Origin of the sequence: Xanthomonas fragariae, assembly GCF_900183975.1 — a bacterium.
GTDB lineage: Bacteria > Pseudomonadota > Gammaproteobacteria > Xanthomonadales > Xanthomonadaceae > Xanthomonas > Xanthomonas fragariae.
In genome coordinates this window covers 2,922,021-2,942,172 of sequence record NZ_LT853882.1, presented here as the reverse complement: position 1 = coordinate 2,942,172, position 20,152 = coordinate 2,922,021, and the positions used below count along the sequence as shown (strand labels likewise).

The 20,152-nt window shown below is 63.8% G+C and carries 17 protein-coding genes, 1 tRNA gene and 2 pseudogenes; 11 read left to right on the top strand and 9 right to left on the bottom strand.

The window, feature by feature from the left end; translation table 11 throughout:
- Window positions 1-77 precede the first annotated feature (77 nt).
- Window positions 78-614: a lipocalin family protein gene (locus tag PD885_RS13600; RefSeq protein ID WP_159087659.1), complete on the bottom strand. Its 537-nt coding sequence runs from the start codon at window positions 612-614 to the stop codon at window positions 78-80.
- 183 nt (window positions 615-797) lie between these two features.
- Between PD885_RS13600 and PD885_RS13595 the strand changes: the two genes are divergently transcribed.
- Window positions 798-873: transfer RNA gene (locus tag PD885_RS13595), tRNA-Phe, on the top strand.
- 246 nt (window positions 874-1,119) lie between these two features.
- Entirely contained in the window at window positions 1,120-1,395 is a 276-nt protein-coding gene (locus PD885_RS13590; protein WP_040762844.1) for a hypothetical protein, read from the top strand.
- A 327-nt stretch (window positions 1,396-1,722) separates the two neighbouring features.
- Here the strand turns inward: PD885_RS13590 and PD885_RS13585 are convergent.
- The 8 genes and pseudogenes from PD885_RS13585 to PD885_RS13535 form a co-directional block, all read right to left on the bottom strand.
- Window positions 1,723-1,890: pseudogene (locus PD885_RS13585) on the bottom strand (endonuclease); the annotation flags it as partial.
- Between the two features lie 325 nt (window positions 1,891-2,215).
- Window positions 2,216-2,416 carry a KGG domain-containing protein gene (locus tag PD885_RS13580; protein ID WP_002810994.1) on the bottom strand — a complete coding sequence of 67 codons (201 nt, stop codon included), beginning with the start codon at window positions 2,414-2,416 and terminating at the stop codon, window positions 2,216-2,218.
- Between the two features lie 528 nt (window positions 2,417-2,944).
- On the bottom strand, window positions 2,945-3,604 hold the full coding sequence (locus tag PD885_RS13570; protein ID WP_002810991.1) for a class I SAM-dependent methyltransferase: 660 nt from the start codon (window positions 3,602-3,604) through the stop codon (window positions 2,945-2,947).
- 419 nt (window positions 3,605-4,023) lie between these two features.
- Window positions 4,024-4,196 (bottom strand): annotated as a pseudogene (locus tag PD885_RS13555) (IS3 family transposase); the annotation flags it as partial.
- 253 nt (window positions 4,197-4,449) lie between these two features.
- Window positions 4,450-4,728, bottom strand: a complete 279-nt coding sequence (locus PD885_RS13550; protein ID WP_002810981.1) for an oxidative damage protection protein — start codon at window positions 4,726-4,728, stop codon at window positions 4,450-4,452.
- Window positions 4,729-4,889: 161 nt separating this feature from the next.
- Window positions 4,890-5,963, bottom strand: coding sequence for an A/G-specific adenine glycosylase (gene mutY / locus PD885_RS13545; RefSeq protein ID WP_002810980.1), 1,074 nt, complete (start codon window positions 5,961-5,963; stop codon window positions 4,890-4,892).
- 47 nt (window positions 5,964-6,010) lie between these two features.
- A complete protein-coding gene (gene ftsY, locus PD885_RS13540) occupies window positions 6,011-7,651 on the bottom strand; it encodes a signal recognition particle-docking protein FtsY (RefSeq protein WP_040762842.1) in 1,641 nt (546 codons plus the stop codon).
- A gap of 206 nt (window positions 7,652-7,857) precedes the next feature.
- On the bottom strand, window positions 7,858-8,574 hold the full coding sequence (locus PD885_RS13535) for an AraC family transcriptional regulator (RefSeq protein WP_002810968.1): 717 nt from the start codon (window positions 8,572-8,574) through the stop codon (window positions 7,858-7,860).
- Between the two features lie 160 nt (window positions 8,575-8,734).
- Here PD885_RS13535 and PD885_RS13530 point away from each other — a divergent pair, with 160 nt between their 5' ends.
- The 9 genes from PD885_RS13530 (at window position 8,735) to PD885_RS13490 (ending at window position 20,103) form a co-directional block, all read left to right on the top strand.
- A complete protein-coding gene (locus tag PD885_RS13530; protein WP_088056935.1) occupies window positions 8,735-9,673 on the top strand; it encodes a proline racemase family protein in 939 nt (312 codons plus the stop codon).
- Window positions 9,674-9,711: 38 nt separating this feature from the next.
- Window positions 9,712-10,863 (top strand): NAD(P)/FAD-dependent oxidoreductase, encoded by a 1,152-nt coding sequence (locus tag PD885_RS13525; protein WP_002810962.1) that lies wholly within the window; start codon window positions 9,712-9,714, stop codon window positions 10,861-10,863.
- The gene (locus PD885_RS13520) at window positions 10,860-11,105 is read left to right on the top strand and encodes a 2Fe-2S iron-sulfur cluster-binding protein (RefSeq protein ID WP_002810960.1); all 246 of its coding nucleotides are present in this window, start codon (window positions 10,860-10,862) and stop codon (window positions 11,103-11,105) included. The genes PD885_RS13525 and PD885_RS13520 overlap by 4 nt, the downstream gene beginning before the upstream one ends.
- Window positions 11,098-12,411, top strand: a complete 1,314-nt coding sequence (locus tag PD885_RS13515; RefSeq protein WP_231892725.1) for an NAD(P)/FAD-dependent oxidoreductase — start codon at window positions 11,098-11,100, stop codon at window positions 12,409-12,411. Before PD885_RS13520 ends, PD885_RS13515 begins: the two co-directional genes overlap by 8 nt.
- Window positions 12,408-13,313 carry a dihydrodipicolinate synthase family protein gene (locus PD885_RS13510; RefSeq protein WP_002810957.1) on the top strand — a complete coding sequence of 302 codons (906 nt, stop codon included), beginning with the start codon at window positions 12,408-12,410 and terminating at the stop codon, window positions 13,311-13,313. The genes PD885_RS13515 and PD885_RS13510 overlap by 4 nt, the downstream gene beginning before the upstream one ends.
- A 202-nt stretch (window positions 13,314-13,515) precedes the next feature.
- Window positions 13,516-15,111 (top strand): aldehyde dehydrogenase family protein, encoded by a 1,596-nt coding sequence (locus PD885_RS13505; protein ID WP_002810955.1) that lies wholly within the window; start codon window positions 13,516-13,518, stop codon window positions 15,109-15,111.
- Entirely contained in the window at window positions 15,108-16,307 is a 1,200-nt protein-coding gene (locus PD885_RS13500; protein WP_002810954.1) for a M24 family metallopeptidase, read from the top strand. Before PD885_RS13505 ends, PD885_RS13500 begins: the two co-directional genes overlap by 4 nt.
- A gap of 140 nt (window positions 16,308-16,447) precedes the next feature.
- Entirely contained in the window at window positions 16,448-18,244 is a 1,797-nt protein-coding gene (locus PD885_RS13495) for a DUF885 domain-containing protein (RefSeq protein WP_002810953.1), read from the top strand.
- Window positions 18,241-20,103, top strand: coding sequence for a DUF885 domain-containing protein (locus PD885_RS13490; protein WP_002810952.1), 1,863 nt, complete (start codon window positions 18,241-18,243; stop codon window positions 20,101-20,103). The genes PD885_RS13495 and PD885_RS13490 overlap by 4 nt, the downstream gene beginning before the upstream one ends.
- Window positions 20,104-20,152 lie beyond the last annotated feature (49 nt).

Below are 20,152 nucleotides of genomic sequence, written 5' to 3'. Positions count from 1 at the left end.
GGCGTCAAGAATACTACGCAGTACGGTCGCTACCTTGCGGCTTGTGCGCGTCGCCGGGGGCTGTGCAGGCAGTGAGGTCAGAACAACGGTGCAACCACGATTAGTGGCGACAGGTCGTAACCCATCTGCGTGGCCTGGGTCTTGAGTTGTTCGAACTGTGTGCTCTGCATGTGCGGCGAGCGCGACAGGACCCACAGGTACTTGCGATCCGGCTCGCCGATCACCGCCCATTGGTAATCCGGGTCGAGCGCGATCACCCAGTAGTCGGCCCACACCAACGGCAGCCAACTCAGCCATTCCGGGGCGAAGCGCACCTGCAATTGCCCGGGCTGGCCATCAACCGGGCGGGCCACGCCTTGGGCCTGGGTCAAGCCGCCATCGGCGGTGCGGCAGCGGTTGCGCACACCGATCAAGCCATCGTCGCGCAGGGTATAGCTGGCGGTGATGTCGCTGCGGCACTTCTTCTGAAACGGCACCGGCAGGTGTGCGATTTCGTGCCACTGCCCGGCGTAGCGTGAGATGTCCAGCTGCGGCACCGCACGCACCGGCTGTTGCGCGAACGTAGTCAGCGGCAGCAAGGCGACGAACGACAACAGCAGGCGGGGCAGGCGCATGGCAATCTCCGATGAACGCGCGCAGGCTAGGCCATGCACCCCGCTGCGCGGCGTGAACCGGTGCAAGAAACCCGAGAGTGCCGACGCCGTTCTGCGCCAAGGTGCGTCACAACGCTTGCCCAAACTGCGCCTGCTCGCTATGATTCGCGTCCTCGCAACGCATGCAGGCATCGTTGCGATAGTGGCCGAGTAGCTCAGTTGGTAGAGCAGGGGATTGAAAATCCCCGTGTCGGCGGTTCGATTCCGTCCTCGGCCACCATTTGCAAGCCTTCATTCGCAAGGCTTTACGGTTATTACCGGATCGATTTGTTTTCTTTAGTTTTGCTCGATTGCGCCAGATATACGCCATTTCGCGTGGGCGGTTTTCTTAGGCATGTCCGTAGCTTAGTCTTGGTCGCGCAGGTATGCATGGTTTCGCGGCTGGCGAGCGCGGCAGTGGTGCAGCCTGCGAAACGAGGGCGGTTTTCCACGCGGTCTTCAAACGCGCGTAGCGATACTTGCGCGCATGACGCATAAAACACTTCGACGCACATTGATCCACGGCTACTGCGGTGAATTCCGCGTAGAGACGTTGGAAAGCCAAGCCTCCTGCACGACCCTGTGGCTCTCGACCGCGTTCGTCTACCACCGCGATCGTGCGTCGCCCGTGGCCACGATCGAGGGCGCCGGGCAGGGCGAGTATCGTGGCGATGCACGCGAGCAAGCGCTGCGTGTCGGCTCCTGTCTGGCGGAGTTTTTGGACCCAAAGGAATACCGAAGTTGCGAGATCCAGAGCAGCTAACAAGGCGCTGCGAATGATCATAAGGCGGATACATCGGTCACGCAGGAAAGCCCAGGATGACGCGTCATACAGGAAGGCTCCGCATACCTGTCACCTCTGGCGCACGTTTCATACAGCGCCACAGCCTAGTGTCGTTGTCGTCACGCAAAAAAGATCCTCGATTTCCAATTATCTGGCTTCTTACGTCTGTGATCCATTCTTGCTACATACGTGCGCGCCTTGCAGCGGCGTCGCTCGTCGCAACCACTGCACTGTGTCTTCCGGTCGCTTACAGAAGCGCCACACAATGCAAATGCGTTTCCAACGATTTCAGCAGCTGCGTGCCTAGATTTGGATAACGCTGACGCGACGGGTCTGGCGCAACAACGATTCTTCGCGCAGCGTACGAAAATGATCCATCACCCGCACCCGCAGATTGACGCTCTTGCCGATATACAGCGGCAGCTCGCGGCCGTCTCCTTGGAAGAGATAGACACCGGGCGTGGCTGGCAATATCTCCAGCGCGCTGTGCAAGTGCTCGTGATAGGTGTAGTTGACAGAACCGAGGCCGCGGCGGGTTCATTTAGTACGTGCCACGGCTCGCCTTGAAATGCTGCCGTAGCGTATCGAGTTGTGTGAATATGTTTGCCTCGTGCAGCACAGGCGCATGCACGCGTAATCGTGATCGGGCAATCAGGCTCGGAGCGAATTTCTCATCGGGCGCGATCGTGCCGGGGTGGTGTCTAATGAGATGAAACGCCGTGCAGCCTGCAAAAAAATGCGCTTCCGGAAGAGTTGAAGCCCTTCCGAAAGCGCCGCATTACTTGAAGCGTTGCGTTAGTTAGCGGTTATTGCCGCCGCCGCTCGCTTGGCCGCCTTTCTTGCCGGCTTCGCGCGCTTCTTCCGACGTGAATTCATGCGCGTTGCCACTTTCATGCGCTGCCTTGCCGCCCTTGGCGGCGATTTCGCGCTGCTTTTCTTCGTCCATCGAAGCAAAACCGCGGTTACTGGTGCCACCCTTGTTGTCGTTCTGATTTGCCATTGGAATTTCTCGTTTTCGTTGGCTGGGGAATGCGCCACTGGAGTAGCTGGTGCGAGGCCAGCATCGCCCCGAACGCATCAATCGGACGTGGGCGTTGCGACAATTATGCGTGAGCTGCCAAGCTGCTTGATGATCTGTCTTCACGACCGAAAAACGCGCTGCGGCGAACGAATGCCGCTGTCGCTCGACAGTATGTTGGCCACCGAGGTGCTTGCGATTAGGCACTGTAAGTTGACGGCGCGATGTTGCGCGAATTTGATGGTGCGAACGGCGTATCGTGCTGCCAGCATTGGACCAACTACATCACCTTCCGCTACGACCGCCGCCGCACCTTTCTGATCCACGCGTCTGTCCCACACGCGCATGCTCGAAAGCTGGGAAATGCATGCTCAAGATATCCCGACGGCGATGCGTACGAGTGAGCACAGCGATACAGCGATACAGCGGCCGATCCACACATGCCGATCGCGTTGTTTGCTTAAGCGCCTGCGCCATGACGACGCGGCAGCGCGATCAGCCGGCTGCCGGCTACCAGTTGTCCAGGTTGCGGCGATACACGAACAGACGTGGGGCCTTGGCCACTTGTGCCGATGCTTGACGTTCGTCGGCGATCAATGAAAACCCGATATCCGCCAGCATGCGCGACAGCGCGTTGGCATTGCCGCGGCCGGGATCGCTGATGACGATCTCGCACGAGGGTTTGGCGAGCTCGGGGATCAGCTTGGCCAGCATGGTGGCGTGGCGGGTTTCGTAAAGCACGTCGCTGGCGATGATCATGTCGAACTGGCCCATGTTGGGCGCGCCGGTGTTCCAGTCGAGACGGCGATACGGCAACGATTCCAGCCCGTTGAGTGCCGCGTTGTAGGCCAGAAACACTTCCGCCAACGGATGGTGGTCGCTGGCGACCACATCGGCGCCGCGTCTGCGCAACACCAGACTCGCAAGGCCCAGGCCGCAGCCAAGCTCAAGGATGCGCTTGCCGTCGACCGGTCGCGTGGCCATCGCTTCGGCCAACAACTGGCCGGCGGGCCAGACTTGGCCGAACAGGCTCCACTGCGCCGATGAGATGCCGGCCTCGGCAGCGCTCTCATCGGGGTCCGCGTATTGCTGCTTGTCCGCCAGCGCGCGGATGACGTAGGTCAGCTGCCCGAAGGTCAACTCGTGGATCTGGGTCTGGTAGCCCGGCATGGTGACATCGCATGGTCGCCAGACAGATGCGCTGGCGTGGAAAGAACGCGCGCAACGGCGCCAGAACGGCCGCACGGTGCGCAAGAGCTGCTTGCTTCCCGCGCATGCTACGGCAAAACAGCGCGTACGCACGCCTGCGCGCGGTGGTGAGCAGCGCGGCGCTTGGCCGGCTTCCAGTAAGCGCTACACAGGCAATGGCTCACAACTGTGCGCTTGAATGCAAGACGGCATTAGCAAGAACGGTCGCCGAATTTATCGATGGCGAGGTGGCGGCATCGAAGAGCTGATTGTTTTGGGCAGCCGCGATCTGCGCGGAAGTCACTGCGACCTTGGGTCGTTCCTCAGTGTATTCGCGTCGCCAGCGCTCGATCTCGGTGCGCGCATGCAGCAGTGTTGGTAAGCAGTGCGCGTTGAGGCATTTGGCGCACCAGTGCGCGACGCGCCGGTACGCTCACCACTTTTTTCGGAGCGCCTGCTTGATCGGATCGTTCTCGAACGGCCGTTCGGCCAGCAACTTCTTCAGCCGGTCGTTCTCTGCTTCCAGATCTTCGTGCCGCTTGGCATCGGGCACGCTCATCCGGCCGAATTGGGCGGGCGACCGCGCGTTTTGACGATGTCATCGTGCTTGGCGGCCCAGCGATGATTTGCATCCTATGCCGTATCGAGGTCATCCGACTGCTTGATGTAAAAGCGATGCGCGTGTCGGGGAAGCAATTAGGCGAGGCCAGGATGCAGGAACGTGAGGCGCAAGCTGATCAATAGCCGCACAGCTCTTTAGCAATCTTAAAGCGGCTAACAGCACGTGACGAGTGCTCGTCATGTGCTTCACCGCCACGTAGTCGCTGTTATTCCTCACTCAACGGCGCGACATAGCCCTCCGGCTTGCTGGCGTTGCGCTCGAACAGGAACTTCTGCAGCTCGGCTTCGAGAAAGGCACGGTGCATGGGGTCGCGCGGCGAGAGCCGGTTTTCGTTGATCAACATGGTCTGGTGCGCCAGCCACGCTTGCCAGGCAGTCTTGCCGATCTGCGCGAAGATGCGCTGGCCGAGTTCGCCGGGATACGGCACAAAATCCAGACCTTCGGTGTCGCTTTGCTGGTACTGGCAAAACACGGTGCGGGACATGCGGATTCCTTTGAATACGTAAGTATTGAAGTGCGCGCCTGGAGCGGCTGGCGAAACGTAACGAGCGATTGTCAGCTGGCTTGATGGCGCGCTCAGAATCGCAGTGTACGAGTTGCGTATGCTGCTGCGCGCCGGTGCACCTCGCCGTTTCGACATTCGCTCTAGAGTGCGTCGAGCAGCTTGCGGATGGGCGCCGGCAAGCCCAGCGATCCGAGATCGGCACGGGCAACCCAGCGTAGGTCGTCAGTGTCGCGCACGGCGGGGCGCAGCGCGACCTTGCGCACGCGCAAGGGCTGCAGATGCAGGCGGTAATGACTGAAGGTGTGCACGATCAGCGGCATCTCATCGGCGCGCTCGTAGTCGCCATCGATATGCGTTGCGAACCATGCGCGCATGCCGGCGTCGGTCCCGGCTTGCGGTAGCGTCCATAACGAGGCCCAGATGCCGGTCGGCGGACGGCGTTGCAGCAGGATGTGCTTGTCTGCGTTTTCGAGCAGTAGCGCGGTGGCCTCGCGTTCGGGCAGTTGCTTGCAGGGCTTGGGTGTGGGCAACGCTTCGACCAGTCCATCGCACCGCGCCACGCAATCGTCCTGCAGCGGACACAGCACGCACGCCGGTTTTGTACGCGTGCACAGCGTGGCGCCGAAATCCATTTGCGCCTGCGTGTAGTCGGCCAGGCGACCGGCTGGAACGTGCGCCACATGCGTTGAGGCCAGCTGCCACAACTGCTTTTCGACCACCGGCAGGCCGGGGTAGCCGCCAATGCCGTGGAAGCGCGTCATCACCCGTTTGACGTTGCCATCCATGATCGGAAAGCGGTCGTTCCAGGCTTGGCTGAGGATGGCGCCTGCTGTGCTGCGTCCGACACCCGGTAGCGCGAGCAGTGCAGCGAAATCGCGCGGCAGCTCGCCATCATGCAAGGCGACGCATTGCCTGGCAGCGGCATGCAGATTGCGTGCACGTGCGTAGTAGCCCAGCCCGGCCCAGTGCGCCATCACCGTGTCGTTGTCGGCTGCGGCCAAGTCGGCCAGGGTCGGGAAGCTGGCGACGAACTTCTGGAAATACGGAACGACCACCGCAACCTGTGTCTGCTGCAGCATGATTTCCGACAACCATACCCGGTACGGTGCACGCGGATGCTGCCAGGGCAGATCGTGGCGACCGTGGCCGTCGAACCAGTGCAGCAGACGGTCGACGAAAGCGTCAGCGGCGGGAGCGGCGTAGTCGGCGGGCATGAGGTCTGCTGGCGGTGGAGGTCATGACTGCGGCAGGCGCCTGCCGATCAGCTGCCCAATGCTTCCGGCAACAACGCATAGACGAAGGCCACTGGATCGAACACGCGCAGATCCTCCGGGCGCTCGCCAATGCCTGCGAAGCGGATCGGAATGTTGAACTCGCGTGCCAGCGCAAACACCACGCCGCCCTTTGCGGTGCCATCGAGCTTGGTCACGACCAGACCGCTGACGCCGACCGCGGCATGGAACTGACGCAGCTGCGAGATTGCGTTCTGGCCGGTGGTGCCATCGATGACCATCAACACTTCGTGGGGGGCAGCGGCGTCGATCTTGCCGAGTACGCGGCGGATCTTGCCGAGCTCATTCATCAGGCCGGTCTGGGTGTGCAGGCGGCCGGCGGTATCGGCAATTAGCACGTCGGTGCCGCGCGCCTTGGCGGCCTTCAGTGCGTCGAACGCGACAGATGCGGCATCGGCGTTCTGTCCCTGCGCGATCACGGCTACCCCGTTGCGATCGCCCCAGGCTTGCAATTGCGCGACTGCGGCAGCGCGGAAGGTGTCGCCGGCGGCCAGCATCAGGCTGTTGCCTTCGTCCTTGAAGCGCTTGGCGAGCTTGCCGATGGTGGTGGTCTTGCCGACGCCGTTGACGCCGACAGTGAGCACCACGAATGGCTTGGCCGAGCGGTCGATGATCAACGGCTTGGAGACCGGCTGCAGCAGCGCGATCAGGTCGGCGCGCAGTGCCTTGAACATCGCCTGCGCATCGACAAACTCGCGCGAATTCATGCGCTTGCGCAGGCCTTCGACCAACGCAGTGGTCGCGCCGATGCCGACGTCGGCGGTGATCAGCGCGGTCTCGATTTCGTCGAGCAAATCCTCGTCAAGCTTGGGGTTGCGCGAGAACAGCCCACCGAAACTACGCGCGAAGGTGCTGTTGCGCAGACGTTCGCGCCAACCCGGCTTGCCGGCCGGCGCGGCCGGTAGCGCGTCGCGCTGGCCGGCGATGCTGTCGCTGTCCTGCGCCGCCGCCGGGGCGGTGACGATGGCTGTTTCGGTCACCACAGAGGGAGTGACGGCCGGAGTTGCGGCAACCGGTGTCGCTGTAGGCACAGGTGTTGCGACGGGCGAAGCGGCGACCGGCGCTGCCGAGATCGGCGGTGCAGCGGCCCCAGGAGCGGCGCTCTGAGACGGCGGCACAGATCGCACACGCTCAGCGGCAGGCGGCACCAGTGTGGTCTGCGGTTGCACAACAACCGGCGGCACCACAACCGATGCGGGGCCGCTCGGCGCGCTAGACGGAATCGGATCGGGCAGCGCCTGCAAAGCGGAAGGCGCGGGCGTTGCCGGCGGCACAGATGCCGTTGGCACGGCTGCAATGCTCTGCGCCTCGGCGGTGCGCGCGGCAATGTCCTGCGCAAGCTGTTGGGCCGGTGCCGCGGCAGGAGTCGTTACTGCTGGTGCCGAAGTGACAGGTTCAGTGCGTGCGGGTACAGCAGGTGCAGGCGTCGCAACCGGCGCTGGTGTCTGTGTTGTGCTGGGCTCGGCAGTCGGCCTTGCCTCGCCCGGCGATGCCGGCGTGGCGGCAGACGGAGCGGTTGGGAATGCGGCTGCCAGTTCTTCCAGGCTGTAGCGCGAAGTACGCGAGCTGTCGGGCGTGGTTGGCTTGTTGCGGCGGAAAAAGCTGGCCATTGGCAACGCAGTAGGGGAAACCCGAAATTCTACCATTCGGACCCCTGCGCCGCCTTGAAGCGACCTTCAGCGCAGCCTTATCCGGGGCAACATCCGGTGTGCCGCAGTATCGCTGCCTGGGCAACGCAAACAGCATCGCCAAGTCGCCACACATCCTGCCGAATTCAGCATTTGCGCCAGCGATGTGTCGACGCCTGTTTGCGTGCTTACAACCGGCCTTTGAGCGCGCGGTAATCGCGAGGTGTCATGCCGACCGTGGCCTTGAACTGGCGCGCGAATGCGCTCTGGTCGGCGAAGCCACAGCGTTGCCCGACGCTAGCGATGCTGTCGTCGCCGTACAGCAGCCGCATCGCCGATTCGATGCGTAACTTGGTCAGCAGTTGCTGTGGGGTCACCTGGAATACCCGGCGGAAGTGCCGCTCCAGTTGTGCCACCGACAAACCGGCCAAGTCGGCCAGGCGCTGCACGCGCAGGTTCTCGCCGAAGTTCGCCTGCATATGGTCCATTACCTGGCTCAAGCGTTCGTAAGCTGAGTGACGGCTGTCAGGCTGGCCCAGATCGCGCGAGATGCCGACGACGCCGATCACTTCGTCGGCCTCGCACAGTGGGCGCTTGAAGGTCAGGCACCAGCCGGGCAGCCGACTGGGATACAGATGCACTTCGAGCTGGTTGTCGATGAGCTCGCCACACAGTACGCGGCGGTCCTGCATCATGTAGCGGCTGCCAAGCGGCAATGAGAAGACTTCCAGCGGCGAACGGCCGATGATCTCGCTGCGCAACTTGCGTCCCAGCCGGCGCACCAGGGTAAGGTTGCAATGTGTGTAGCGTCCCTCGCCATCTTTGATGAAAAACACTACGTCCGGCAGCGCGTCGAACAGCGTCTGCATTTCCAGTGCGGGAAGGTTGAGGTCCATCGGAGTCATGGTGGCGGTCACGATTTGACGGCTGCACGAAGATGCGGCCCAGCGATGATCCTAGCGCAAACGCGGGGCTGTGAATCAGGTGAGCGATTGTGCAGATTTCCGCATTTTGACTTCGCATTGCACGCTAGCCGCTTGCGGGCTGGCAGTGGGAGCATGAGCCATGCATACCATTGATGTCATCGACTCCCATACGGCCGGCGAACCCACCCGCGTGGTCCTGTCCGGCTTCCCCGATCTGGGCGATGGCGATCTGGCGCAGCGCCGCGAACGGTTTCGCAGCGAATTCGACCAGTGGCGCAGCGCGATTGCCTGTGAACCGCGCGGTTCGGACACCATGGTCGGCGCCTTGTTGCTGCCGCCGCGCGAGCCCAGCGCCTGTACCGGGGTGATTTTCTTCAATAATGTCGGTTACCTAGGCATGTGCGGGCATGGCACGATCGGGGTGGTGCGCACCTTGGCCGCGCTGGGGCGCATCGCGCCAGGCCAGCACACCATCGAAACGCCGGTCGGCACGGTAGGCGTGGAGCTGGCCGAAGACGGCACGGTGTCAGTCGACAATGTCGAAAGCTATCGCTTTGCGACCGGCATGGAGGTGGACGTGTCCGGTCACGGCCGGGTGCGCGGCGACGTGGCCTGGGGCGGCAACTGGTTCTTCATCACCGAACAGGCACCGTGCGCGCTCGATCTGGCGCATCAGCGCGAGTTGACTGCTTACACCGAAGCGATCCGGCTAGCGCTGGAAACAGCCGGCATTACTGGGTTGGCAGGTGGCCAGATCGACCATATCGAAGTCAACGGCGCCGCGCCCGACGGCAGCGGTGTGGCACGCAATTTCGTGCTGTGCCCGGGGTTGGCGTACGACCGCTCGCCTTGCGGCACCGGTACCAGCGCCAAGCTGGCCTGCCTAGCCGCCGATGGCAAGCTGGTCGAAGGTGAGCGTTGGGTGCAGCAAGGCATTCTGGGCAGCGCGTTCGAAGGCAGTTATCGCGCAAGCGCGCGTGGCATTGCGCCGCGTATCAGCGGGCATGCCTATATCATCGCGCGCGCGCAGTTGCTGATCGACCCTGCCGACCCGTTTGCTTGGGGTATCGTGGCCTGATGGATGCACTGCGGCCAGGATCGGAGGACGTTGTCAGTATGCCGGCTGCCGATGCTGTGCCGTCGGTTGCGTCCACCCGACGCAGCTATGACTTGATTGTGGTGGGTGCCGGCATTGTCGGAGCGGCCTGTGCCGAGGCTGCGGTTGGCGAAGGGCTGCGCGTGGCGATTGTTGAGCCGGGGCCCATCGGCGGTGGCTCCACCGCTGCATCGATGGGGCATCTGGTGGCGATGGACGACAGCCCTGCCGAGCTGGCGTTGTCTGCGTATTCGCTGCGTTTGTGGGAGCGTTTTGCGCAACTGAGTGAGGCCGAGTTCAGCCGCTGCGGCACGCTGTGGGTGGCCCGCGATGCACGCGAACTGGCGGCGGTGCCGGCCAAGATCGCGCGGCTGGCGGCGGCCGATCTGCATGCCGAAGCGATCGATGCGACACAGTTATATGCGCTGGAGCCGCTGTTGGTGCCCGGCTTGGCCGGCGGCATGCGCGTGCCCGATGAGGCAGTGGTGTACCCGCCACGGGTGGCGCGGCATCTGGTGAGGCTGGCCTGCAAGGCGGGCGCACAGCTGTTTGCCGGCCGCAGCGTGAAGCAATTGCAGGCGCACGGTGTGCGTCTGGACGATGGTCAGGCGCTGGCCGGCCCCGTGTTGGTCGCCAGCGGCGTTGCCTTGCCGCAGTTGCTGCCCGAGCTGGCCTTGCGCCCGCGCAAGGGCCATCTGGTCATCACCGATCGCCACCCGGGGTTGATCCGGCATCAGTTGCTGGAGCTGGGCTACGCCGATTCGGCGCATGGCGTCGACGACACCAGCGTTGCCTTCAATGTGCAGCCGCGGCCAACCGGGCAGATTCTGATCGGCTCGTCGCGCCAGTTCGGCGAGCACGATCGCACGCTGTCGATGCCGGTGCTGCAGCAGATGTTGCAGCGGGCATTCGCGTATTTGCCGGTGTTGCGCGAGTTGCAGGCGATCCGGGTCTGGACCGGTTTGCGGCCGGCGACACCGGACGGGCGCCCTTATCTTGGTGCGGTGCCCGGCCGCCGCGATGTGTGGGTGGCCGCTGGTCACGAGGGCCTGGGTGTTACCACGGCACTGGGGAGCGCACGAATGATTGTGGACAGCCTGCTCGGGCGCACTCCTGCCATCGACCCATCCCCGTACGCGCCGACGCGTGCAGTGCACGGCGCGGCCGCATGAGCGCGACCGTGCGTCTGCATGTGGATGCGCAGCCGGTCGAAGTGCCGGCCGGCGCCAGCGTGGCTGCTGCGGTGGCACAGGCCACGCTGCACTTTCGGCAGTCGTGCAGTGGCCAGCCACGCGCGCCGTTGTGCGGCATGGGCGTGTGTTTTGAATGCCGGGTGCGTATCGATGGCATCGGCCAGCAACGCGCGTGCTTGGTGGGTGCGCGCGATGGCATGCAGGTACGCACCGATGGCTGAGCGCGTGCAGCATTTCGATGTGTTGGTGATCGGTGCTGGCCCGGCCGGCTTGGCCGCGGCGCGGGCGGCGGCCAGTCATGGCGTGCGCGTGGGCGTGGTGGACATGCAGCCGCATGCGGGCGGGCAGGTGTGGCGCAACGATGTGCGGCACGGTGCGCCAGCGGATGCGCGCGCGTTGTTGCGGCAGGTCTCCGGCGATGCGTCGATCACGCTGCTGACGCGCACGCAGATTCTGCTGGCGCAACCGGGCTGGCTATTGGCCGATGGCCCGGACGGCACTCTGCAATTGCATTACGCCGCGTTGGTGCTGGCTACCGGTGCGCGCGAACTGCTGCTGCCATTTCCCGGCTGGACCTTGCCCGGCGTCACCGGTGCAGGCGCCGCGCAGGCACTAACCAAACAGGGTTGGCCGCTGGCTGGCAAGCGCGTGGTGGTCGCCGGTAGTGGACCGTTGTTGCTGGCCAGCGCGGCCACCCTGCAGCGGCATGGCGCGCGGGTGCTCGGCATCTACGAACAAACCTGCGCTGCCGCATTGCGGCAGTTCGCGCTGCAGTTGTGGCGCTGGCCGGGCAAGGCGGCGCAAGCAGTGGCGCTGCGTGTGCAGTTGCGTGCCGTTGCATATCGCGCCGGCAGCGTGGTGGTCACCGCACACGGCGACACGCAACTGCGCGAAGTCGCGATTGAAGGGCCCACCGGCAGCACGCGTATCGCCTGCGATCAGCTGGCGGTGGGCTATGGCCTGGTGCCGAACACCGAGCTTGCGCAATTGCTGGGTTGTCGGCTGGAAGCGTGTGGCGCGCATCAACAGGTCCGCGTGGATACGCTGCTGCGCACCAGCGTGACGCAGGTGTATGCTGCTGGCGAAGTCTGCGGTATCGGCGGACGCGATTGCGCGCTGATCGAAGGTGCGATGGCCGGGCATATGGCCGCCGATGCATCCGACGCGGCGCTGCGCCTGCAGCCGCGTCGTCGCGCCGCGCGCGCATTTGCCGAATTACTGCAGCAGCAATTCGCATTGCATCCTCGCATCCGCACTTTGGCGCAGCCGGACACGCTGATCTGCCGCTGCGAAGACGTGCCGCTGCGGGCGTTGGATAGCTTCAGCGATGCACGCGACGCCAAGCTCGCGTCGCGCTGCGGCATGGGCGCCTGCCAGGGCCGCATCTGCGGCACCGCGTTGGCCGAACTGGGCCGTTGCCCGCCCGATCTTTCCACCGACGCCGGCCGCCGGCCGCCGTTGTTCCCGGTCCGCCTCGCGGCGCTGGCCGACTCGTTCACTTCCGACTCGCAAGGGAATCATCCATGAATATTGCTGCGTTCTGGCACGGCGTATTGCCGGCCATCACCACCCCGTTCACCGCCTCTGGCGAGATCGACCACGACTTCCTCGCCAAGCATGCCAATGCGCTGGTGGATGCCGGTTGCACCGCAATCGTGCCGCTGGGCTCGCTGGGCGAGGCGGCGACGTTGAGCCTAGAAGACAAGTTGGCGATCCTGCGCACGTTGGTCACCGCATTGAACGGCCGCGTGCCGGTGGTGCCGGGCATCGCCAGCCTGGCGACGGGCGAAGCGGTGGCGCTGGCGAAGGCGGCCAAAAACATCGGCTGCGGCGGCTTGATGGTGTTGCCGCCATACGTATATTCCACCGACTGGCGCGAGATGGGCGCACATGTACGCGCGGTGATCACGGCGACCGATCTGCCGGTGATCCTGTACAACAACCCGGTGGCCTACAAAACCGATTTCGGCCCGTCGCAGATCGCCGAGCTGGCAGCCGAATTCCCCAATCTGCAGGCAGTCAAGGAATCTTCCGGCGATGTACGCCGCTTCGCCGCGCTGCAGGAATTGCTCGGCGATCGCCTGGCGTTGCTGGTCGGCATGGACGACGCCATCGTCGAAGGTCTGAGCATGGGCGCCAAGGGTTGGATCGCCGGCCTGGTCAATGCCTATCCCAACGAATCGGTGCGCTTGTTCGAACTCGCCCGCGATGGCGGTTACCCGGCTGCCAAGGAACTGTACGACTGGTTCCTGCCGTTGCTGCGCCTGGATACCGTGCCCAAGTTCGTGCAGTTGATCAAACTGGTGCAGGAGAAAGTGGGCCTGGGCAGCGAACGCGTACGTGCGCCGCGGCTGGTGGTCGACGGTGCCGAGCGCGAGGCTGCGTTGAAGGTCATCGACCACGCCATCGCCACCGCGCCGAAGCTGTAATGACGCAGTGACAACGACGCCACACCGTGTGCTCGCAGGTGAGCACACGGTGTGGATTGGTGATACGCGTCGCCATCGCGCGTGTAGCGCTATGTTGATCGATGAGAATGTCGCACTCACCGCCACAGTCTCATCCTGCTTTTTGGTCGGCCGCTGCTGCACAGTGCGCAGGGTCTGACTCCATGCGACTGAAGGTGCCGCAATGAACGATACGATCCAACCCGTCCTGCTGGCCGGCCAGTGGCAACCCAGTCGCGCTGCAACCGGCAGCTTCCGCGCCGCCGACCCGACTACTGGCGAGGCGATCGGGCCTTTATTCCCGGTCAGCGGTGCGGATGATATCGAGACCGCGGTTGCGGCAGCGCACGCGGTGGCCGCGGAACTGGCTACAGCGCCGGTCGAGCAGATCGCGGCATTCCTGGATGCCTATGCCGACGCGCTGGATGCCGATGCCGACACGCTGGTGGCGTTGGCGCATGCCGAAACCGCATTGCCAGCGCCCACACGCCTGCGCGGCAACGAACTGCCACGCACCAGCGGGCAGTTGCGCCAAGCCGCACAGGCGGTGCGCAACTACAGCTGGACACAACCCATCATCGACACCGTCGCGGATCTGCGCTCGCATCTGGCGCCGCTGGGCAAGCCGGTAGTGGTGTTTGGCCCGAACAATTTCCCGTTCGCCTTCAACGCGGTTGCCGGCAGCGATTTCGCTTCGGCAATCGGCGCACGCAATCCGGTGATCGCCAAGGCGCATCCACTGCATCCGGCCATCAGCCAGCGCATGGCGCAGCTCGCGCATCAGGCACTGCTCGCAGCCGGTCTGCCGGGTGCGGCAGTGCAGTTGCTGTATCACTTCGATAACGCCCTCGGCCTGCGATTGGCGGGCGATGCGCGGCTAGGTGCGATCGGGTTTACCGGCAGCCGTGGGGGCGGACTTGCGTTGAAGGCGGCGGCCGATGCGGCCGGCGTGCCGTTCTACGCCGAGCTGTCCAGCGTCAATCCGGTGTTCCTGTTGCAGGGCGCGTTGGCCGAACGCGGCGCGGCGTTGGCGCAGGAATTCTTTGCGTCGTGCACCTTGGGCAGCGGGCAGTTCTGCACCAATCCCGGTGTGGTGGTGGTGCCGCATGGTGAAGCGGGCGATGCGTTTGTCGCAGCGACCGCGGCGCACTTCGACGCGGCCATGCCGATGGTGCTGTTTTCGGCCGAGGGGCTGGCCGGCGTGCAGCAAGGGGTGGCGAGCTTGCGTGCCGCCGGCGCAGCCTTGCTGGCCGGCGGGCACACCGGCCAGCAGGGTCATCGCTATGCGCCAACCTTGTTGAGCGTGGATGCGCAGGCGTTTATCGCCAACCCGCATGCGCTGCAGACCGAGGCCTTCGGCCCTGTGAGCCTGCTGGTGCGTGCGCGCGACGTTGCGCAGATGGAACAGGTTGCCGCCGCGTTCGAAGGCAATCTCACCGGCACCTTGTATCGTGCGGTCGATGGCAGCGACGATGCGGCCTGGCAAGCCATCGCACCGGTGCTGCGCGCACGCGTCGGGCGTTTGATCAACAGCAAGATGCCGACAGGCGTGGCAGTGAGCGCGGCGCAGAATCATGGGGGGCCGTTCCCCAGCACCGGGCATCCGGGCTTCACCGCGGTAGGCATGCCGGGCTCCATTCGTCGCTTCGCTGCACTGCATAGCTACGACGCGGTGCCGGACGCGCTGCTGCCGGCCGAATTGCGCCAGCGCAATCCAGGTGGCATCGCACGTCTGGTCGATGGGCAATGGAGCACGGCCGATCTTGGAGCAGGCACATGAGCAGCCAGATCGGCGGGTTGTCGCTGGAGCAGGCGCGGGTGCAATTGACGCCATGGACGCAACGCGCCGCGCCGATCGCCACCGACGAGTACGAACGGCGCATCGAACGCGCACGCAGCTTGATGACCTCGCATGGCGTGGATACATTGTTGATCGGCGCCGGCACTTCGCTGCGCTATTTCACCGGCGTGCCGTGGGGCGCGAGCGAGCGTCTGGTCGCGCTGCTGCTGACGTTGCATGGCGACCCGGTGCTGATCTGCCCTGCATTCGAAGAAGGCTCGCTGGATGCGGTGCTGAAGATCCCGGCGACCAAGTATTTGTGGGAAGAACACGACGACCCGTATGCGCTGGTCGTACAATCCATGGACGAACGTCATGCGCATGCGTTGGCTCTGGATCCGGGCATCGCCTTCGCGGTGCACACCGGCTTGCGCGCGTATCTGGGGAAAGCAATTCGCGATGCAGGATCGATCATCGATGGCTGCCGCATGTGCAAGTCGCCCGCCGAGCTGGCGCTGATGCAGCAGGCCTGCGACATGACCTTGCTGGTGCAGCGCCTGGCCGCCGGCATCGCGCAGGAAGGCATCGGCACCGATCAGCTGGTGCGCTTTATCGACGAGGCGCATCGCGCGCTGGGTGCGGACAACGGCTCGACCTTCTGCATCGTGCAGTTCGGGCATGCCACCGCATTTCCGCATGGTATTCCCGGCGTGCAGCAGCTGCACGAAAGCGAGCTGGTGCTGATCGATACCGGCTGCACCGTGCAGGGTTATCATTCCGACATCACCCGCACCTGGATTTATGGCACGCCCAACGCCGCGCAACGGCGCATCTGGGAGCTGGAACAGGCAGCGCAAGCGGCAGCGTTTGCGGCGATACGCCCGGGCGTGGCGTGCGAAGCAGTGGACCAGGCCGCACGCACCGTGCTGGAAGCGGCCGGACTCGGCCCGGACTATCGCGTGCCGGGATTGCCGCATCGCACCGGCCACGGTTGCGGCCTGGCGATCCACGAAGCGCCGTATTTGGTGCGCGGCAACGCGTTGCCGCTGCAGCCGGGCATGTGCGCCAGCAACGAACCGATGATCGTGGTGCCGGGGCAATTCGGTGTGCGGCTGGAAGACCATTTTTATGTCACCGACGCGGGCGCGCAGTGGTTTACGCCGCCGTCGGTGGCGATCAATCAACCGTTTGCATGACCCTGAACTGGCGCACCAATCTGCAGGAGCGCGCTTGCACGCGAAGCGCATCATCGGTCACGCCATTCGCGCGCCAGCGCGCTCCTGCGACCGCCTTGCATCGAGCGCTGCCGGCGCACCGTTTCTCCTGGAGTGAATGCATGAAACATCTGCGTCCTGTCGCCATCGGTCTGCTTTCGGCCGCGTTGTTTACTGCCTGCAAGCCGGCGCCGCCAGCGACCTTTGCGCCGACCGGCGAACAGGCCGCCAAAACCTTCGATGCACTGCTGAACAAGCAATGGCAGTACCAGCTGCAGCACAACCCGGAATTCGCCAGCATCATCGGCGACAAGCGTTACAACGACCGTTGGAGCGATTATTCGCTCGACGCCGTGCAGGCAGAACGCACCGCCACCGCTGAGCTGCTCAAGCAATTTGAAGCGGTGGATGCCAAGGCATTGGACGAGCAACGTCAGCTCAGCCTGCAGATGATGCTTGGCCAGTTGCGCGACAAGCTGGAAGGCATCGAGCTGAAGACCTATGCGATGCCGCTGGAGCCGATCGGCGGCATCCAGTTGGCGCTGGCTGGCGCTGGCGACGCGTTTGCGTTCGAGAATGCAAAGGACTATCAGGATTACATCAAGCGCCTGCAGACGATCCCGACGGTGATCGATCAGGTCATCGCGGTGTCGCGTCAGGGCGCCAGGGATGGGCTGGTGCAGCCGCGTTATCTGCTGGAGCGCCTGCCTGAGCAGATCGACACGATTGCCGCGTTAACCGGCGAGCAGAGCCCATTCGCTTCGCCGCTGAAAAAACTCGATGCCGCCGTGCCGGCCGATCAGCGCGACGCGCTGCGCAAGCAACTGCTGGCTGCGATCGACCAACAGGTGCGACCGGCCTACGGAAAATTGGCTGCATTCGTGCGCGACGAATACGCCGCGCAAGGTCGTGCGCACGAAGGTGTGTGGTCGCTGCCCGATGGCGAGCGCCGCTATCGCTACGCCATCCATACCCAGACCACGACCGACATGGCGCCGGAGGACATTCATCAGATCGGCTTGAAGGAAGTCGGGCGTATCGAAGGCGAAATGACGGTGATCGCCAAGGCGCAAGGCTTCGCCGATCTGGCCAGTTTGCGCAAGGCGGTGGAGACCGACAAGCGCCACTTCGCCACCTCTGGCGAGCAGATTCTGCAGCAGTATCGTCAGTACATCGCGGCGATGGAACCGGAGCTGCCAAAGTTGTTCGGGCACTTGCCGAAAACACCGTTGGACGTGCGGGCAATGCCAGCATTCCGGCGTACCGCGCCCGGTGCCGAGTACTGGCAAAGCAATCCGGAAAGCACCAAGCCGGCGATCGTAAAAGTCAATACCAGCGACTTCGCCAGTCGCACGCTGATCAATATCGAAACCACCGCGTATCACGAGGGTGTGCCAGGACATCATCTGCAGATCTCGCTCGCGCAGACGCTGCCGTTGCCGCCGTTCCGCCAGCAGGCCGGCTACAACGCCTATATCGAAGGTTGGGCGTTGTACGCCGAGCGGTTGGGCAAGGAGATCGGCTTCTTCAAGGACCCGTACAACGACTACGGCCGGCTGTCCGGCGAGTTGTTGCGTGCCAATCGGCTGGTGCTCGATACCGGTGTGCACTACAAGCATTGGAATCGCCAGCAGATGGTGGATTTCTTCCACGCCCATCGGTCCGATGACGAGCCAAGCATCCAGGCCGAAACCGATCGCTATATCGTCTGGCCAGCCCAGGCGCTGGGTTACAAGCTGGGTCAGTTGCAGATCCTTGCGCTGCGCGCAGAAGCTGAAAAAGAGCTCGGCGATCGTTTTGATGTGCGCGCGTTCCACGATGCTGTGCTCGGCGGCGGCGCCATGCCGCTGGCGATGCTGCAGCAGCGCGTACGGCAGTGGATTGCACAGGCCAAGGTTGCGCCGGGAGCACGCGGATGAGCGCAAATGCCGTATTACGCGCCAGCGCACTGAGTCTATTGATTGCAGCCAGCCTGAGCGGCGTTGCCGTGCACGCGCAGGCGGCCGAGCCCGCTGCGGCCACGCAGAATACCGCAGCGGCACGTTTCAAGGCGCTGTACACACGCGAATGGCGCTGGCGACAGGCACAGCTGTCCGGTGCGGTGGATGAAAACAATCAGGCCACCCAGCGCAGTCAGTCCCACCATCTGCCCAAGGTCGACGTTGCCACGCAAAATCTGCGCACTGCGTATTGGCAACAGGCGTTGAAGGAACTGGATGCGATTGGGCAGGCGCAGTTGTCGGCCGAAGATCAGGTGAGCTATCAGGTGTATCGGCAGCAGTTGCTGGTGTTGCTGGACCAGCAGCATTTTCGCGCCTGGGAAATGCCGTTCAATAGCGACTCGTCGTTCTGGAGCGATCTGGGCTTCAGCGCCGAGGCCAAGTTGCGCACGCGCGATGATTATCGGCGCTATCTGAAAATGCTGGCCGATATCCCGCGTTATTTCGCCGAGCACACGGACAATATGCGGGCCGGTCTGGCGCGCGGTTTCAGCCAGCCCAGGGTGACGCTCACTGGGCGCGACCAGTCCATCGCCGATGTCGTGCAGGCCAAGGGCCAGGCCAATCCATTCTATGCGCCGTTCAAGCAGATGCCGGCGACATTGCCGGCCGATGTGCAGGCGCAACTGCGGCAGCAGGTAGTCAACACGATCGATGCGCAGGTGCTGCCGGCTTACGCCAGATTGCTCGACTTTATCCGCAACGAGTACCAACCTCGCGCGCGTACCACGCTCGCTGGCGAAGCTTTGCCGGATGGGCAGGCCTATTACCGCGCGCAGATCCGCGAGTTCACCACGCTGGATCTGAGCCCGGAGCAGATACACCAGATCGGCTTGCAGGAAGTGGCCAAGTTGCGCGCGCAGATGGACCAGACCATTGTCGCCAGCGGCTTCAAGCCCCCGGCCGGGCAGGCGGTATTTCCTGCGTTTCTGCACTTCCTGCGCACCGACCCGCAGTTCTACGCCAAAACGCCGGAAGAATTGCTCAAGCAGGCCGCGTGGATCGCCAAGCGTGTGGATGCCAAGGTGGGCGACTACATCGGCCGGCTGCCGCGGCGCCGCTTCGCCATCGAGCCGGTGCCGCCGGAGTTGGCGCCGTTCTACACCGGTGGCCGCGGCGGCCCTGGTATCTATCTGGTCAACACCTACAACCTGCCATCGCGGCCGCTGTACAACCTGACTGCGCTGACGCTGCACGAGTCCTCGCCCGGCCATGCGCTGCAGATGCCGTTGGCGGCAGAAGCGCAAGGGCTGCCGGAGTTTCGTCGCTACGGTTTCATCTCCGCGTATGGCGAAGGCTGGGCGTTGTATTCGGAGTATCTGGGCCAGGAAATGGGCATGTACGACACGCCCTACGACCGCTTCGGTTATCTGACCTATCAGATGTGGCGCGCCTGCCGCCTGGTGATCGACACCGGCATCCACCACAAGGGCTGGACGCGCGAGCAGGCGATTGCCTATCTGCATGACAACACCGCCCTGAGCGAGCACGAAGTCAGCACCGAGGTGGATCGCTATATTGCCTGGCCGGGGCAGGCCTTGTCGTATTACCTGGGCGAACTGAAGATTCTGGAGCTGCGCCGCAAAGCCGAAGCTGCCTTGGGCGAAAAATTCGATCTGCGCAATTTCCACGATGCGGTGCTGCAGACCGGCTCGGTGCCGTTGCCGGTACTGCAAGCGCGCATCGACCGCTTCATCGCTGACGGTGGCGTGTCGCCCTATCCGGATGACAATGCAGCAGATGCATCGGCAGATGCCAAGGCCCCTGCCAGCGACTGATCCACGCACGTCATTTTCGCAGTAGAAACCGCACTTTCATGCTTCGGGG

Bases quoted from the DNA above. Each gene is read 5' to 3' on its own strand.
- PD885_RS13580 (WP_002810994.1), bottom strand. From the start codon at position 2,416: ATGGCAAATCAGAACGACAACAAGGGTGGCACCAGTAACCGCGGTTTT.
- PD885_RS13525 (WP_002810962.1), top strand. From the start codon at position 9,712: ATGCCGGCTGCCGATGCTGTGCCGTCGGTTGCGTCCACCCGACGCAGC.
- ftsY (WP_040762842.1), bottom strand. From the start codon at position 7,651: ATGGCCAGCTTTTTCCGCCGCAACAAGCCAACCACGCCCGACAGCTCG.
- PD885_RS13530 (WP_088056935.1), top strand. From the start codon at position 8,735: ATGCATACCATTGATGTCATCGACTCCCATACGGCCGGCGAACCCACC.
- PD885_RS13500 (WP_002810954.1), top strand. From the start codon at position 15,108: ATGAGCAGCCAGATCGGCGGGTTGTCGCTGGAGCAGGCGCGGGTGCAA.
- PD885_RS13570 (WP_002810991.1), bottom strand. From the start codon at position 3,604: ATGCCGGGCTACCAGACCCAGATCCACGAGTTGACCTTCGGGCAGCTG.
- PD885_RS13490 (WP_002810952.1), top strand. From the start codon at position 18,241: ATGAGCGCAAATGCCGTATTACGCGCCAGCGCACTGAGTCTATTGATT.
- PD885_RS13495 (WP_002810953.1), top strand. From the start codon at position 16,448: ATGAAACATCTGCGTCCTGTCGCCATCGGTCTGCTTTCGGCCGCGTTG.
- PD885_RS13600 (WP_159087659.1), bottom strand. From the start codon at position 614: ATGCGCCTGCCCCGCCTGCTGTTGTCGTTCGTCGCCTTGCTGCCGCTG.
- PD885_RS13550 (WP_002810981.1), bottom strand. From the start codon at position 4,728: ATGTCCCGCACCGTGTTTTGCCAGTACCAGCAAAGCGACACCGAAGGT.
- PD885_RS13510 (WP_002810957.1), top strand. From the start codon at position 12,408: ATGAATATTGCTGCGTTCTGGCACGGCGTATTGCCGGCCATCACCACC.
- mutY (WP_002810980.1), bottom strand. From the start codon at position 5,963: ATGCCCGCCGACTACGCCGCTCCCGCCGCTGACGCTTTCGTCGACCGT.
- PD885_RS13590 (WP_040762844.1), top strand. From the start codon at position 1,120: ATGACGCATAAAACACTTCGACGCACATTGATCCACGGCTACTGCGGT.
- PD885_RS13505 (WP_002810955.1), top strand. From the start codon at position 13,516: ATGAACGATACGATCCAACCCGTCCTGCTGGCCGGCCAGTGGCAACCC.
- PD885_RS13515 (WP_231892725.1), top strand. From the start codon at position 11,098: ATGGCTGAGCGCGTGCAGCATTTCGATGTGTTGGTGATCGGTGCTGGC.
- PD885_RS13535 (WP_002810968.1), bottom strand. From the start codon at position 8,574: ATGACTCCGATGGACCTCAACCTTCCCGCACTGGAAATGCAGACGCTG.
- PD885_RS13520 (WP_002810960.1), top strand. From the start codon at position 10,860: ATGAGCGCGACCGTGCGTCTGCATGTGGATGCGCAGCCGGTCGAAGTG.